This window comes from Stenotrophomonas sp. PA-6-5C (assembly GCF_021605635.1).
Taxonomy (GTDB): Bacteria; Pseudomonadota; Gammaproteobacteria; order Xanthomonadales; family Xanthomonadaceae; genus Stenotrophomonas; species Stenotrophomonas lactitubi.
Genome location: NZ_WKEE01000012.1, coordinates 46,143 through 61,109 on the forward strand (window position 1 = coordinate 46,143; position 14,967 = coordinate 61,109).

Here is a 14,967-nt window from a genome sequence, read left to right on the forward strand (position 1 = left end):
GCTGAGGGGTGTGCCTACGCGGCGGCGTTGCCTTGCCTGATAGATTGCGGCGGGAGCGGCGCGCAGTCTGGCGCTCCCTGCCCTGTCCGGTGCGCTGCGATGTCTGGTATTGCCCTGATCCGACCGGGTGGCGCCCGTGGCGCCGGCCTGCTGCAGGCCATGGTGGTGCTGCTGGTGCTGGCCACGCTGTGCGCCATCGCCTGGCCGGACCTGCAGGCCCTGCTGGACCGCCAACGAGCGGCCAGCGCCCGGCACCTGCTCAGCAGCCATCTGGCGTTCGCGCGTATGGCCGCGATCCGGCGCCAGGTGGAAGTGAGCATGTGCGCCAGCCGCGACGGGCTGCAATGCGCCGGCGCGGATGACTGGCAGCACGGCTGGATCATCCACCTGAACCGCCCTGAACACGCCGGCCCGCTCGCGGCCGAAGACGTGCTCCACCAGCATGCGCTGTACCCGCCCTCCGGCTGGCGGATCAGGGCAAGCCAGGGCCGGCCCTTCATCCGCTTCCTGGACAACGGCCGTGCGCTGGGCACCAATCTGTCGCTGTGGGTGTGCCGGAACGATCAGCCGTTCGGCCGCGTGGTGGTCAACAACAGCGGGCGCATCCGCTCCGAGCGCCAAGGCAGGAAGCCCGATCCCTGCGCGCAGCCATGACCCGCACCGCCAACGGCTGCGGTGGCGCCTCGCCGATCGCGGACAAAGAAAAAGCCGCGATTTCTCGCGGCCTTTCCGGATCTGGCGCCCGAAGTTGGACTCGAACCAACGACCCCCTGATTAACAGTCAAGTGCTCTAACCGGCTGAGCTATTCGGGCGGGGAGGCGCATTGTAAAGGTGGTTTTGCCGAAGGGCAACACCTTGCGCACCTGTCGCCGTGCCCTGCCCGCCCGATGCCTACCAGCACTCGCTCAAAGTGCCTTCGGCGGTCTTGCGGTTGGCCTGGTCCAGGGTCAGCGTGCCACAGCTGTCCTTGGTCTGGGTGCCCTGCGGCGTGGCGGTGATCTTGAAGGTCGACGCCTTGGCGTCGATCGCCAGCTTGTAGCGCGCCGTGCCGCCTTCGCGCGGGGACACCTCGTAGGGCAGCTTGAAGCTGGCATAGCTGTTCTCCGACGAATGCTGGCGCTCGGCGCGCTGCGCGTACTCCACCATGTCGGCCTTGACCGCCGTGCGGTGGGTCTTGCGCACGTGGGCCAGGTAGGACGGATAGGCGATCGCGGACAACACCGCGATCACGCCGATCACCAGCATCAGTTCGATCAGGTTGAAGCCACCGGCCAACCGGCGGGAAGGGAGCGCGCGCATGCGGGACGTCCTGTTGTTGCGGGTCAAGGTCATTTCACCTGCCGCCACGACTGGCGACCGCAGGGGTATGGGGCATACATCGGCTTGCCACCGGACACGCCGATTGCCATCCAGCAGGCCGGCACCTCCGGCGACCGCGGAATGGCCACCACCGACACATCCTTCACCGGTGCGGTACCGCCGGTATCCAGCGCCACGCCGGCGGTGCCGGCCGGCGGCTTGGTGCCGGTCGGGCTGCCGGTGCGCATCTGCGACATGGCACCGGCGCCGGTCAGCGACTCCAGCGCGAACAGCCAGTTGGAACCGGTGGTCGAGCACCCGACCGCCTTCTGGTTGGGCACGTAGGTGGGCAGAAACAGAATGCCGCTGACCAGGGTGGGGTTGCCCACGAATCGCTCGCCCAGGCCGGTCGGCAGGTTGATCGCCCAGCCGCTGGACCCGACCGGCGCGGTTCCCTGGGTCAGCGACCGGGTCAGGTCGGTGGTGACCACGCTGTAGGGCACCAGATTGGACGGATCCAGGCTGACATTCGGCACCTTGCCACTGACGTCGTTGACGCCATACATCGACTGCATGGTGAAGTCGGCGGTATCGGTCATGAACGAGAAGCTGCCGGTGCCGAAGAACAGCATCACGCCGCCGGAGCGGCCGGTAGCCACGGCCAGGCCGCCGGTGATCGGCTGGCGGTAGGTGGACGCGCCGCCGGAGGGGCCTTCGGCGTGCGTGGCGGTGGTGAACACCGGCGTATCCACCGACGTGGCGCTGCTGGTCAGGTCGAACTTCCACAGCGCGCCGCGCTGATCGGCGGCATACACCGTATCGGCCGCGCCATCGCGCCCGCGCTCATCTTGGCCGGTGCCGCGCCAGCGATCGATCACCACGATGTTGCCCAGCCCGTTCTTGCCGGAAATCGCCGTGGAGGCCTCCGCCGCTTCGATCATGTTGGTGGTGCCAGTGGCCAGGTCGACCACGAACAGCACCGCCTTGCCGCTGGCGCTGCCGTAGCCATTGCCGAAGATCGCCTTCCACACCACGTCGGTGCCCGAGCGCACCGGCACGATCACCGGCTTGCCGAGCACGTGCCCGATGTTCTCGCGCACTTTCTCGCCAAGACTGGTGTTGACGTCGCTGATTTCCCACAGCACCTTGTCGGTGCCGAAGGCGTTGGGGTTGGTCACATCCAGGGCGAACACCGAACGCCCACCGGCGCCGGAGGTTCCCACCAGGGTGGTGTGCCAGTCCTTGCCGTAGTAGCTGTCCGACACCGTCACCGGGCCGTCCACGAAATAGCGGTGCTGGAATTTCTGGTTGTTGCTGCCGGCCTTGTACGGGAACAGCAGGTTGCCCATGTGACCCAGCGAGGTGGCCGGGACATAAGCGAACTTTTCCTTGCCGCCGTCGCCATTCAGCGTGCCGTCGATGGCCATGCCGCCGTCGAACGCGTGCAGCATGCCGTCATTGGCGCCCACGTAGACCATGTACTTGCCGTTCTTGGCCTTGCTGGTCAGGTAGGTCGCATAGCCGGTGGAATAGTCGCCGCCGAGCTGGCGGAAGCCGTAGTCGTCCTGCGGCGAGCTGATCACCGGGGTGGAGTTGACGATGTCGCCCAGCGGCGTGCCGCGGTCACGGAAGATACCGCCGCTGCGGCGTACTTCCTTGGTGCTGTCGCCACGCAGGTAGTTGACCGCGGTGCCGACATCGGCGCCCAGGCCCTTGATCTCGTCCACGGTGCAGATCAGCATGCCCGGGTACAGACCGGACGGCTTGCCGCACAGGTCTTCCAGGGTCAGGTTGCCGCTGCTGAAGTCAGCCAGCGTGCCCGCCTTGTTCATGACGATGTTGCGGCCGGCCGAGGTGATCGCACTGCTGGCCTCCCACGCCGCGGTGTACTCCACCTGCTGGGTCTTGGCATTGACCGACACCTTGGAGGCGGTCAGGCGGCTGGACCAGTCGGTGTTGTCGTTGGTGACATCGTAGGACGGGGTGACCGTGAGCGAACCGGCACCGATGCGCGCACCGGTCAACGCCAGCGTACCCGACGGCGACGAACCGGCGGCCACCGCCGACAGCACGCGCCGCATCGCATCGGTCACCTGCGCCGGGGTCTGCGCATTGATGTACTCACCGCGGCTGTTGATCGCCGCGTGCCAGATTTCATCGATCACGTTGCCATCGTCGACCGTGGTCGGGTTCGAGCCTGCGTTCCAGTCCGGCGCGTAGGTGTAGGGATCCTTGGTCTGGTTGGCCTGGTTGCCGTAGATGCGGCCCTGTGCGCCCAGCGTGACGCCGTAGAAGTTCATGTGCAGGTCGGCCTGGCAGTCCAAGCGCTTCCAGTCGGGGCTGCTCTTGTCCAGGGTGGCGCACTTGCTGCTGACCGGCACCTGCCCCGCCGGGAAGGCGGTGCCGCTGCGCAGCGGCGTGTAGTCCTTGCTGGAGTAGTACGCCGCGGCGATATCGGCGATGGTTTCGCTGTATGCGTCCTCGAACGGCGCGCCGCCCCACGCCTTGTCGACGTTGCCGTAGGAGGTGGAGGGCGTGTTGTCCTTGTCGGCCTTGTTGGTATAGCCGTCGGTGAACAACATGCCGCCGTTCTTCTGGCAGGCCAACTGCACCGGCGCCTTGTCGTCGGTGCGGCGGAACTGCTTGCCGAGGAAATCCACGGCCAGGCGGTTGGGCGTACCGCCATTGGGTGCCAGCTTGTAGATCTGCTTGTACAGCTCGGTCTTTTCCGTGGACATGTCGTACATGGTCACGGCGGTGCGGCTGTTGATGGTGAAGTAACCCACCTTCATGTTGTTCACATCCACCATCGCATGGCTGGACGAACCGACCATGGCCAGCAGGCGGTTGCGGTGGTACTGGAACCAGTTGGCGAAGTTCTGCTGGGCGGCCTTGAACGCGGCATCGCTACTGTAGTTGCCGGACTTGATCTGGTAGCGGTACATGCTGCAGCCCGGCCCGCAGGCACCGGAGATCAACGGCCGGCTGGTGCCGTCGGTTTTGTACCCGGTCGGTGCGGCCGCGCTCTCAGGCAGATAGAACGTGGCGGGGAAGTACTGGATCGCATAGGTATTGGTCCCGGTATTGGACACCGCCGCGGTCTTCCAGCCGGGGTCCCACCAGCTGTTCACGTAGTAGCTGGTCCCGGTGCCCGACAGATCCGGAATGCTCATGCCATCGACGAACTGGAACAGCTCCCCGGTCGCGGCACGGTTTACCGTCAGATCATAGACAACAGCATTGCCCGGCTGTCCCGAGCGGGGATCTGCCAGCGTCTTGGCCGGGTCGGCGTCCTTCCACTTGGAGCCGTTGGCATTCAGCCACGGCTCGTACTTTTCACCCGGATTGAAGTAGCTGGCATTGTAGACGTGCGATCGCGCGAACCCATAGATGTCCAGCGGCGGAATCGCATCACCGGGGGAGTAGGAATCATTGAACTTGGCGTGCGGATACAGGTACAGATAGCAGTCTGTAGAGCCATTGGCACAGTTCACCCCAACATTGCTGAACACCCCGGCCGATTTGAAGAAGCTCTTGGTGGTGCTGTTCCACTGCATGCGCCCGTCGCCGCCGGGGAACATGCGCTCGAAGGTCATCGAGTTGGAGTCGTCGACGGCCATGATGAAGGCCGGCGGCGTCTGCGCCACCGTGTTGAGCGGCTGCTGGGCCAGCACGCCCTGGCCCTGCGCGGCCATCAGCGAATAGATGAAATAGCCGCCGCCGGTGAGCAGTACAGCCGCTGCCCCGGCCAGGGTCTTGGATTTGCGCGACATCATTGCGGCAGCCCTCAGAGCTTGAAGATGGTGTCGATGGCGGTACTGGACGTGCCATCGGAAGTGCTGTCGGCGGCGTAGCCGGTGATCTGGAAGATCGGCGTGGGCGCTTCGTTGGGGCCCCCCATGGCCAGCGAGCCCTCGCCCTGGATGCAGCCCTGGATCTGGCGCACCTTGACCAGCGGCTTGCTGCCCAGCTTGCTGCCTGCCACCCAGGCCACCGGATCGAAGCCGTCATCGCAGATCTGGTCGATATCGGCGCTGCTCACCACCGGATTCTTGCCGCCATCCTTGCGGTTGGCGATCTTCTCGACCGCATCCTCGGCACTGCGCACGGCCGCTTCGGAGTTCTGGAAGGCCACGCCGGACGCACGATAGTTGGACGACATCCTTTCCTGCATGCCGGCCACCTGCATGCCGACCACGCCAAGCAGCGCCAGCAGGATCAACATGATCAGCGCGACGTACAGCACCGCACCGCGCTGGCGTGCGGCAGGAACGGGGGGGCGGCGGGCTCGAGTGTGGATGTTCATCGGCATCAGTTCCCGTACAGGCGGTTGCGCAGGGCCACCGACAGCTCATAGCTGGCGCGGTAGCGCTTGTCGTCCTTGGAGCCCGGCGCGATGGTCACGCCCAGCACCCCCAGGTAGTTGTCGGCGCTCTTCGGTGCCTCGGCACCGGCCTGCTGCGGGCTGCGCGCCAGCAGGCCGATCTGCACCATGCCCACGCGGCGCCACTGGGCTACCGCGGCCGCGTCGGTGCCGGTGCTGACGTTGTTGGCCGGCTGCTGGCCGACGATGTTGCCGGTCGGCGGCTTGAGCACGCCGATATCGGTGGCCTCATCCAGGCCGTACAGGAACTGCAGGCTTTCGATGCCTTCCACCAGTTCCTCGGCAGCGCCGTAGGTGTTGTCGCCCTTGGCGCGGGCGCGGAACAGCGCCGGCTCGTTGGCGGTGTTGCTGGCCACGTAGTACACCACTGCATCGGCGCGATAGACCATGGTCATCGCATTATTGGCCGAGTAGTTGGACAGGTCGGTCTTCAGCGCCGTCAACGTGCCGCCACTGATGCTGCCGACGAACACGTCGGCGCGGGTGCAGTCGGCGATGGCGAACACCGAGGCGCCGCCATCGACGCCTGCGTTGAGGCGCTTGCCACCGGCGGTGCTGATGGTCAGCGTGGATTCTGCCGGGGCGGCGGCGATGCCGGTGACCGTCACGCCGTCGGCATCCAGATAGCGCAGCACCAGGATGTCGCTGCCCGGCAGCGGGGCCGGCTTGAGGCCGGTGATGCTCTTGGGGGCCGCAGCAACCGCGCTCCAGGTGGCGCCCAGGGTAAGCGTATTGGTTGGCGCGGTGCCGGTGGCTTCATAGCCCTGGATGGGCACCGAGAAGTCCAACGGCTCACCGCTGCCCGAGGTGACCCCGTCCAAGTGATAGCCGATCGCATCAATGGCCTTGACCGCGTGGGCTTGGTCGTTGACGCAGCCGAAGTGGCCGGCCATGCGCAGGTCGCGCTGCAGGAAATCGAGCGCGAAGCGCGCATTTTCCTGGGTACGGGCCGAGCCCTCGGACAACTGCGATGCCGCGCGCGATGCAATGAAGATCTGCACCACGCCCAACATCAGCACCAGGCCGATGACCATGGCGATCATCAGTTCGATCAACGACAGGCCGGCTTGGCGCAGGCGGAATGGCGCGGTGGTGTTCATAGTTGGGTCGTCATTCCGAAGGAGGTCAGGCTGTCGGGGTCCTTGGCATCCCAGCGCTGATCACCCCAACTGATTGCCACCGTGACCACGCCTGCGGTGTAGGTGACCTGCGCGCTGGCCTTGTCGCCCAGGGTCTTGACCACCTGGCACTGCCAGCGCGCCACGTTCTGCTTGGCGGTAACGGCCTCACCGGTGGGCCATGCGCAGGCCCCCTTGGGCGTGATCGAGCCGGCCGCGAAGGACGCGTCCACGTAACCGGTGCCCTTCATGGTGGTGGCGCGCTGGGCGCGCATCAGGTCGATCAGGTCATAGGCCAGGTTGGTGGCCTGGGTACGGTAGTTGGCGCTCTGCACGAAGCGCACGTTCAGGGTCTGCAGCAGGGCGAAGCCGAGCAACCCGAATGCGAGCACCAGCAATGCGATCATCACTTCGAGCAGGCTGAAGCCGCCTTGTCGCCGGCCGAATCCGCGAAGTGTCCTGCGCCTCATTTGCACGTCGTCCGCTCCACCCGGACCTGGCCGGAAAGGTTCACTGTCAGTTTGCGTTTGGGATCGTCGGCCTTGCAGTCCGACGGCTGCAGCTCCAGGGACTGGTTGGCCGTGGCGCGGCGGCGGCCACGCGGATCGAAGGCGATGGCCTCGTTGGGCCCGGTGACGACCTGGGTGGTGTTGCCCGCCACGAAGCGCAGCACCGTCTCGCCGTCCTGGAAGGCGCCGCCGGCCGCATCGCTGTCGGCCCAGGCCATCAGCCCGTCGGACCACGTGCCGTCGCAAGCGAAGCCCTTGGTACTGGCGCACACGCCGGCACCGCGGCCGTTGCGGATGGCCTCGCTGCGGGCCAGCGACAGCACGCCGACGATCTCGTTGTTGGAGGTGCTGATGCGGTTGGAACGGATGAGGCCACGGAAGCTCGGAAACGCGATCGACGCGAGCACGCCGAGTACGACCAGCGTGACCATCAACTCAACCAGCGTGAAGCCGTTGGATCGGCGTGCAGACATGGAACGCTCCCCAGCGTGATGACATAGAAGATGAACGCCCTGCCGCCCGGCGGCAAGCGGCGGCAGGACGAACGGTCGCCCGGGGGCGACGGGCGTCAATCAGTTGACGGCGGCAGCTCCCCTGCCCCGCCCCGGCCCGGGTCCCGACGACCCGGGCCAGTTCCGTTCAGCCCTGGCCTGTCAGGCCAGCACCTGGTAGCAGGGCTGATACTCGCCGGAGATCTTCATCCGGCGCTGCTCTACGAAGGCACGCAGCAGCGCGTCCAGGGCCTGCATCATGTCGGGGTCGCCATGGATCTGGAACGGCCCGAACTCCTCGATGCGGCGCATGCCGTCTTCCTTCACGTTGCCGGCCACGATGCCCGAGAACGCCCGGCGCAGGTCGGCCGCCAGCGCGTGCGGCGCACGCCCGTGATGCAGGTCCAGCGCCGCCATCGCTTCGTGGGTCGGCACGAACGGCTGCTGGTACTCCCACGGAATCTCGATGGACCAGTTGAAGAAGAACGAGTCCTTCTGCGCCAGGCGATGCTCGCGCACGCGCTTGATGCCGGCCGACATCTTCTTGGCCACCGCCACCGGATCGCCGATGACGATCTCGTAGCGCTCGGCCGCAGCATCGCCCAGGGTCAGGCGGATGAAACGGTCGATCTGCTCGAAGTACGGCGCGGCCACGGTCGGGCCGGTCAGGATCAGCGGGAACGGCAGATCCTTGTTCTCCTCGCGCAGCAGGATGCCGAGCAGGTACAGGATCTCCTCGGCGGTACCCACGCCACCGGCGAACACGATGATGCCGTGGCCGATACGGACGAAGGCCTCAAGGCGCTTCTCGATGTCCGGCATGATCACCAGGTGGTTGACGATCGGGTTCGGGGACTCGGCGGCGATGATGCCCGGCTCGGTCAGGCCGATGTAGCGCGTCACCGTACGGCGCTGCTTGGCATGGGCGATGGTCGCACCCTTCATCGGACCCTTCATTGCGCCCGGGCCGCAGCCGGTGCAGATGTCCAGGCCACGCAGGCCCAGCTCGTAACCGACCTGCTTGGTATACAGGTACTCGTCGCGCGAGATCGAGTGACCGCCCCAGCAGACCACCAGGTTCGGGTCACCCGGGTTGAGGATGCGCGCGTTGCGCAGCAGCCCGAACACCGCATTGGTGATGCCCTCGGACGACTCCAGCTCGGCCGCATAGGCCGGGCCCATCTCGATGGCCATGTACGCCAGGTCGCGGACCACCGCGAACAGCAGCTCGGCGACACCGCGGATGATTTCGCCATCGACGAACGCCATCGCCGGCGCATTGGCTAGGTCGATGCGTACGCCGCGATCCTGCTGCGCCACCTGGATGTCGAAGTCGGGATAGAGATCGCGCGCCGCGCGCGGATCATCGGAAGCACTGCCACTGGTCAGCACGGCCAGCGCGCAGCGGCGCAGCAGCTCATGCATGCCGCCGCCGGAGGCATCGCGCAGGCGCGCAACCTCGGCCCGCGACAGCACATCCAGGCCACCACGCGGGTAGATCCGCGCGTCCTGCACCGGCAGCGTCCGCGCTGCCTTTTCATTCGTTGTCATATCCACTTTTCTGCTTCCTTTAAGGTGTCCGACTGTACTGCCGCCCCCTTAAAAAGCAAAACGGCCGGGAAGCCCGACCGTTGGATAGGTGCGTCCCGCGTTCGCCGCTTCGGGACCGCTTCGGCGGCATCTGCGCCGCGCACGTGTTCGGATGCTACGCCGATGCAGGCACCCCGGCAAGGACTTTCTCCTGAACGGAAAACGGCCGGGTTTCCCCGGCCGTTTCCTTTACTGCTTCAGGCTCTGACGGATCAGAACTTGTACTTCAGGGTCAGCTGCATCGACCAGCGCGACACACCGGTGTTGCCCTTGTCGTTGTTGTTTTCCTGGATCGACGAATCGTCAGCGCCGGTGAACGAGTACACATACTTGCCGGTAGCCGGATCGATACCGGCGTAGTTGGCAACGCGGCGGGTCGAGTAGAAGCCGTAGTCGTCGATCAGGCCCCACTTCTTGTTGATCAGGTTGCCGACATTCATGATGTCCAGCGCGATCTCACCCTTGTGGCTCTTCACGAAGCCCGGGAACTCCTGGCTGATGCGGACATCGAAGGAGTTGATCCACTTGGCACGGTGCTGGTTGGCCGGGACCACGCTGCCACGATAGGCCTCCAGTTCCGGATTCTTTGCCAGCCAGTCGAAGAAGCTCTTCTCCATCGCCGCGCCGCCGGTGAACAGCACGTCGCCCGGTGCATTCGGCACGTAGAACAGGTCGTTGGTAGTTGCACCATCGCCGTTGGCATCGTTGTAGAAGATGTAGCTGTACGGACGGCCCGAGCGACCTTCGTAGAACAGGCCGACGCGGGTGGCGTTGTCACCGAAGAAGTTGTGCTTCCACTCCAGGGTACCGGTGATGCGGTCCTTGATCGCGTAACGCGAGTTGTAGGCCACGTCTTCATTGGCATTGAAGATCAGCGTGTTGTTCCAGTTCGAGGTGTTCTGCGAGCTGGACAGCGGGCTGACTTCCTTCGACTGGGTGTAGGTGTACCCCAGCGACCAGCCCCAGTTCTCCGTCAGCGGCTTGGCCAGCGAGAAGGTCGCCTGGCTGCCACGGCCCTTGTCGGTGTTGCGCATGACCAGCACGTCGCCCATGTCCCTCGGACGGTTGGCACGGTCACTCGCCCCCTTGGTGCCGGTGGTCATGCCGAAGTTGGTGCCCTTGTCGTCGACACGGGCGTTGGCCTGGTTGCGACCGGCGTCGTTCCAGTAGATCGCACGGCCGTCCGGACCGTAGGTGGTCGGCGCGGACACGTCCAGACGGTCGAAGTAGATGCCGTCCTTGACCTTGGTCATCAGCAGCTCGGCCGACGCCACGATGCCGTACCACGGCAGCTCATGGTCGAACGCCAGGTTGGCCTTCCACACCGACGGCAGGCGGGTGCCCGGCGCGATGATGTCCACGTTCTGACGGGCCGAAGCCGGGCCACCGGCCGGAACGTACGGGTTGTTGCCGTCCGGGGTGAAGGAACCCACCGGCGGGTTGCGCTGGTCATACTCGATGTAGTTCAGGCCGGTGTTCTGGTAGGCACCTGCCAGCCACACGTTCGGGGCGGCGCCACCGAACAGGCCCACGCCACCGCGCAGCTGGGTCGGACGCTCGCTGTCGAAGGTGTAGTTGAAGCCGACACGCGGCTGCACCAGGTTCTTGTCGACCAGCTTGGTGTTGTTGAAGCCGTACAGCTGCTCGATGCGGGCGTTGTACAGGCGCTGGCTGCTGAAGTCAGGCATGTCGATGCGCACGCCGAACATCAGGTTCAGGTTGTAGTTGATCGCCCAGGTGTCCTGCACGAACACGCCGGTGTTCTTCAGGGTGAAGTCGGCCGGGATGTCACTGCGGCTGCCATCGGCGCGCGGCGCACGCAGCTGGTAGCGCGCGGCCCTGCCGGCCAGGAAGTCGTTGACGCTGTCGAATTCGTAGACGCCGTTGAGATTGCGGCCGTAGAAGTTCATCAGCTCGTTCTTCGAATAATCGAAGCCGAACTTGACAGTGTGGTCACCGACGTACCAGGTACCGGCACCGAAGGCGCTCAGTTCCTTCGACTCGACGATGTTGACGTGGGTGTTCTGCTCGGTACCGACGTACAGCGAATCGTTGCCCGAGCGGATACGGATCTGCGGCATGTCGACCAGCGGCACGCGGTTGGCCGAGTAATCCTTGTGCGAGACCTTGAACTCGGTCGAGAAGTTCTCGGACCAGTCGCTGAACAGTTCACCCATCCAGGTTTCGTATTCGGTCGGCTGCTGGTACCAGAAGTTGCTCAGCGAGATCGCGCTGCTGCTGACCTGCGGGAAGCGAACGACGTTCTGCTCCATCTTGTTGTAGCGCAGGGCGGCACGGTGGTTCTCGTTGATGTTCCAGTCCAGCTTGACCGCATACTCTTCGATTTCGGTCTTGCTGTTCGGCGCGGCCAGGCTGCCCGGGTCATAACCCAGCTTGCCCAGATAGTTCTGGACATCGGTGATCTGCTGCTGGGTGATGGTGCCCTTGCCGATCGGCGTGTCGCTCAGGCTGATGCCGGCGGCCGAACGCTCGTACTTTTCGTAGTTGCTGAAGAAGAACAGCTTGTCCTTGACGATCGGGCCGCCGAAGGTCATGCCATAAGTCTTCTCATCTTCGAAGCCGTTGAAGTCCTGGCGGTCACCTTCCAGGCGCGAACGGACCATGTCCTTGTCGCGGTACGAACCGTACACGGTGCCGTGGAATTCATTGGTGCCCGACTTGGTCACGGCGTTGATCACCGCACCGGTACCACCAGCGATGGTGGTGTCGTAGTTGGCCAGGTCGATGTTGATTTCCTGGATGGCGTCCATCGACACCGGCTGACGCTCGGTCGGCAGGTTGTTGGAGCCCAGGCCGAACGGATCGGAAGCGCTGATGCCGTCGATGCGGATGGCGTTGTAACGGGTGTTCTGGCCGCCAGCCGAGATCGCACCGTCAGCCTTGCTGACCTGCGAGATGCGCGGATCGAGACGGACATAGTCCTGGATGTTGCGGTTGGCCGACGGCAGCGCGTCCATCGTTTCGCGGGTCACGTTGGTACCGGTGCCCATCTTCGTGGCGCTGAAGACGTCCAGGCCACCTGCGGTCGCGACGACGTTCACGGCGTCCAGATTGGTGGCGGCAACGTCGCCGGCCAGGTTGGCGTTGACCGTGTTGACCTGGTTCAGGTTCAGGTAGACACCTTCTTCGGTCTTGGTGCCCTCACCCGGCTTGGTGATGGTGATGGTGTACGGACCACCCACGCGCAGGCCGCGCGCGTTGTAACGACCCGAGGCATCGGTGGTCGCGCGCGAAACAGTGCCCGACTCGGTGTGGGTGATGGTGACTTCAGCACCGGCCACAGGGGTGCCCGCGTTGGACACGACCTGGCCGCCGACACCGGCAGAGGTGCTCTGGGCGAAGGCGGGAGCGGCGGCGAGCGCAGCCACGAGACCAAGGGTGAGCTTGGACATCCGGAATGGGTGAGTCATTGTTCGGTAGCCTCGATGCGAGTTGGCGATGGCGGAAAAAAAGCGCATCCAAGCAGCCTTGCGGGCGGCTGTTCGGACATTTATCTGGGGTTCCCTACCGTGAACGGCAGCTGCCGCAACGGTTAACACTAGATTAACACGCTACGCTTTCAATGTGACGGTTGTGCGACAAACGGCACCGGATCGCAACGCTATCGTGACGGGATCTTCATTCCGCTTTACGAACGTCTTCACTCGCCGATGGCGGGTTGCCCGCATCGAGCACCTGCCCCCGCCACGCCTGTCCGGCGGCGGACAACAGCGTCACGGCCGCTGCAGCGGCGGCCTCCGGGCCACGTGCGGCCGGGTCCTGGTCGATCGAATAGGCCCGCGCCCGCAGGGCGGTACGCAAGGGGCCGGGGTAAAGGCCACTTACCCGCACCGGGCTGCGGGCCAGCTCGTCATGCAGGCTGCCGATCAGCCCGCGCAGGCCATGCTGGGCGGCGCCATAGCCGCCCCAGTACGCCTGCCCCACCCGCTCAGGGGCATCCACGGTAAACACCAGTGCCGCGTCTTCGCGCTGGCGCAGCAACGGCAGGCAGGCCTGGGCCAGCCAGGCCGGAGCGGTCAGGGTGACGTGCACGGCTCGGGCGAAACTGGCCGGGTCGGCCAGCTCGAACGGGGTCAGGCCGGGAAAGTGCGCTGCACAGACCAGCAGGCCATCAAGACGTCCCAGCTCCTGCGCCACGGCCTGGGCCAACTCGGCATAGTCGTCAGGACCTGCACCTTCCAGGTCCAACGGGTACAACAGGGGTTCCGGCCCGACCGCCTGCACCTGGGCATAGACCCGGTCCAGCCGGCGTGGCTTGCGCCCCAGCAGGACCACGGTCGCTCCCGCCTCGGCGGCAGCCACAGCGGCGGCACTCCCCAGCCCACCACCGGCGCCGGCAACAAGCACCACGCGATCCTGCAACGGGCGGCCATCGAGCGCCCCGTCTACCGGTGACGTCGACGGCCAGGCGCTCATCCCTGCGCAGCCTCTTCGACGATGCGCTTGAGCTCGCCGGCTTCGAACAGTTCCATGACGATGTCACAGCCGCCGATCAACTCACCGTTGATGAACAGCTGCGGGAAAGTGGGCAGATTGGAGAAGCGCGGCAGGTTGGCGCGGATCTCGGGCTCCTCCAGCACATTGACCGTGCGCAGCGCAACCGCGCCTGCGGCCATCAAAGCCTGGACGGCACGGCTGGAATAGCCGCACATGGGGTATTGCGGGGTGCCCTTCATGAACAGCACGAGCGGGTAACGATCCACCTCGGCCTGGATTTGCTGCATTACCGCCACACCTCACTCCTTGCTTCGCCGGACAAACCAACCGTGATGGTCGGCTAGACTGCCCACGGTAGCCCCCATTGTAAGCCGATGGTACCGGCTGCCGCCGCCCCCTGGCCACGAACCTGTCCATGCCCGTCGAATTGCCCGCCCTGCCCTATCTGCCCTCGTCCCTGCAGCCGCACCTCTCGGCACAGACCGTGGAACTGCACCACGGCCGCCACCATCGCGCCTATGTCGACGCGGTCAATGCCGCCATCGTCGGCACCGAGTGGGAGGACGCCACGCTGGAGGACATCGTCCGCCACGCCCAGGGCGCGCTGTTCGATGCCGCAGCCCAGGCCTGGAACCACGGCTTCTACTGGCAATGCCTGCGCCCGCGTGGCGGTGGCGAACCGCAGGGCCGCCTGGGCGAGCTGGTCAAGCGCCAGTTCGGCGACGGCCAGCGTCTTCGCGAAGAGTTCAACCGAACCGCACTTGGCCTGTTCGGCTCCGGCTGGGTGTGGCTGGTGCAGCACCCGGGTGGTCAGCTCGGCCTGCAGGCCACCCGCAATGCGGGTACGCCGCTGACCGGCGACAGCACGCCGCTGCTGTGCTGCGATGTCTGGGAGCACGCGTACTACACCGACTACCAGAATGATCGTGCGCGTTATCTGGAAGCATTCTGGCAACTGGTGAACTGGGAGTTCGCCGAGAGCCAGCTGCGCTGATACGGACGGGCATCCGCCGGACATCGCCCGGCGCTACCGGCATCACGCCATGCCGTGGTCGATGCCTACCTTGGTGGGCACCGCTCTGGTAGCTGCCCACCTTGGTGGGCACCGCTCTGGTAG

12 protein-coding genes and 1 tRNA gene are annotated in these 14,967 nt (G+C 65.4%); 2 read left to right on the top strand and 11 right to left on the bottom strand.

Translation table 11 applies throughout. The features are described 5' to 3' along the window. Window positions 1-159: 159 nt before the first annotated feature. Window positions 160-654 carry a GspH/FimT family pseudopilin gene (locus tag GIW57_RS07450; RefSeq protein WP_236509752.1) on the top strand — a complete coding sequence of 165 codons (495 nt, stop codon included), beginning with the start codon at window positions 160-162 and terminating at the stop codon, window positions 652-654. Window positions 655-736: 82 nt separating this feature from the next. Here GIW57_RS07450 and GIW57_RS07455 read toward each other — a convergent pair. The 11 genes from GIW57_RS07455 to grxD all read right to left on the bottom strand — a co-directional run bounded on the left by GIW57_RS07455 (window position 737) and on the right by grxD (window position 14,146). Further along, a tRNA-Asn gene (locus GIW57_RS07455) sits at window positions 737-813 on the bottom strand. 79 nt (window positions 814-892) lie between these two features. Next, window positions 893-1,300: a type IV pilin protein gene (locus GIW57_RS07460; protein WP_236509754.1), complete on the bottom strand. Its 408-nt coding sequence runs from the start codon at window positions 1,298-1,300 to the stop codon at window positions 893-895. A 29-nt stretch (window positions 1,301-1,329) separates the two neighbouring features. Further along, on the bottom strand, window positions 1,330-5,076 hold the full coding sequence (locus tag GIW57_RS07465) for a PilC/PilY family type IV pilus protein (protein ID WP_236509755.1): 3,747 nt from the start codon (window positions 5,074-5,076) through the stop codon (window positions 1,330-1,332). Between the two features lie 11 nt (window positions 5,077-5,087). Continuing rightward, window positions 5,088-5,606, bottom strand: coding sequence for a PilX N-terminal domain-containing pilus assembly protein (locus GIW57_RS07470; protein WP_236509757.1), 519 nt, complete (start codon window positions 5,604-5,606; stop codon window positions 5,088-5,090). 5 nt (window positions 5,607-5,611) lie between these two features. Beyond that, window positions 5,612-6,784, bottom strand: a complete 1,173-nt coding sequence (locus tag GIW57_RS07475; RefSeq protein WP_236509758.1) for a PilW family protein — start codon at window positions 6,782-6,784, stop codon at window positions 5,612-5,614. Further along, complete coding sequence (gene pilV / locus GIW57_RS07480; protein ID WP_236509760.1) at window positions 6,781-7,272, bottom strand: type IV pilus modification protein PilV; 492 nt, start codon at window positions 7,270-7,272, stop codon at window positions 6,781-6,783. The genes GIW57_RS07475 and pilV overlap by 4 nt, the downstream gene beginning before the upstream one ends. Next, a complete protein-coding gene (locus GIW57_RS07485) occupies window positions 7,269-7,784 on the bottom strand; it encodes a GspH/FimT family pseudopilin (RefSeq protein WP_236509762.1) in 516 nt (171 codons plus the stop codon). Before GIW57_RS07485 ends, pilV begins: the two co-directional genes overlap by 4 nt. Before the next feature lie 180 nt (window positions 7,785-7,964). Continuing rightward, window positions 7,965-9,353, bottom strand: coding sequence for a nucleotide 5'-monophosphate nucleosidase PpnN (ppnN, locus tag GIW57_RS07490; RefSeq protein ID WP_089240035.1), 1,389 nt, complete (start codon window positions 9,351-9,353; stop codon window positions 7,965-7,967). 251 nt (window positions 9,354-9,604) lie between these two features. Further along, on the bottom strand, window positions 9,605-12,823 hold the full coding sequence (locus GIW57_RS07495) for a TonB-dependent receptor (protein ID WP_236509764.1): 3,219 nt from the start codon (window positions 12,821-12,823) through the stop codon (window positions 9,605-9,607). Window positions 12,824-13,031: 208 nt separating this feature from the next. Continuing rightward, complete coding sequence (locus GIW57_RS07500; protein WP_100464534.1) at window positions 13,032-13,829, bottom strand: SDR family NAD(P)-dependent oxidoreductase; 798 nt, start codon at window positions 13,827-13,829, stop codon at window positions 13,032-13,034. Next, window positions 13,826-14,146 carry a Grx4 family monothiol glutaredoxin gene (gene grxD, locus GIW57_RS07505; protein WP_025875264.1) on the bottom strand — a complete coding sequence of 107 codons (321 nt, stop codon included), beginning with the start codon at window positions 14,144-14,146 and terminating at the stop codon, window positions 13,826-13,828. Before grxD ends, GIW57_RS07500 begins: the two co-directional genes overlap by 4 nt. A 119-nt stretch (window positions 14,147-14,265) precedes the next feature. Here grxD and GIW57_RS07510 point away from each other — a divergent pair, with 119 nt between their 5' ends. After that, complete coding sequence (locus GIW57_RS07510; protein ID WP_100464531.1) at window positions 14,266-14,844, top strand: superoxide dismutase; 579 nt, start codon at window positions 14,266-14,268, stop codon at window positions 14,842-14,844. The last annotated feature ends 123 nt before the right edge of the window (window positions 14,845-14,967 follow it).

Excerpts from the sequence above, each read along its gene's own strand:
- GIW57_RS07475 (WP_236509758.1), bottom strand. The coding sequence starts at position 6,784 with ATGAACACCACCGCGCCATTCCGCCTGCGCCAAGCCGGCCTGTCGTTG.
- GIW57_RS07510 (WP_100464531.1), top strand. The coding sequence starts at position 14,266 with ATGCCCGTCGAATTGCCCGCCCTGCCCTATCTGCCCTCGTCCCTGCAG.
- GIW57_RS07495 (WP_236509764.1), bottom strand. The coding sequence starts at position 12,823 with ATGACTCACCCATTCCGGATGTCCAAGCTCACCCTTGGTCTCGTGGCT.
- GIW57_RS07450 (WP_236509752.1), top strand. The coding sequence starts at position 160 with ATGGTGGTGCTGCTGGTGCTGGCCACGCTGTGCGCCATCGCCTGGCCG.
- GIW57_RS07500 (WP_100464534.1), bottom strand. The coding sequence starts at position 13,829 with ATGAGCGCCTGGCCGTCGACGTCACCGGTAGACGGGGCGCTCGATGGC.
- GIW57_RS07485 (WP_236509762.1), bottom strand. The coding sequence starts at position 7,784 with ATGTCTGCACGCCGATCCAACGGCTTCACGCTGGTTGAGTTGATGGTC.
- GIW57_RS07465 (WP_236509755.1), bottom strand. The coding sequence starts at position 5,076 with ATGATGTCGCGCAAATCCAAGACCCTGGCCGGGGCAGCGGCTGTACTG.
- ppnN (WP_089240035.1), bottom strand. The coding sequence starts at position 9,353 with ATGACAACGAATGAAAAGGCAGCGCGGACGCTGCCGGTGCAGGACGCG.
- GIW57_RS07460 (WP_236509754.1), bottom strand. The coding sequence starts at position 1,300 with ATGCGCGCGCTCCCTTCCCGCCGGTTGGCCGGTGGCTTCAACCTGATC.
- pilV (WP_236509760.1), bottom strand. The coding sequence starts at position 7,272 with ATGAGGCGCAGGACACTTCGCGGATTCGGCCGGCGACAAGGCGGCTTC.
- GIW57_RS07470 (WP_236509757.1), bottom strand. The coding sequence starts at position 5,606 with ATGAACATCCACACTCGAGCCCGCCGCCCCCCCGTTCCTGCCGCACGC.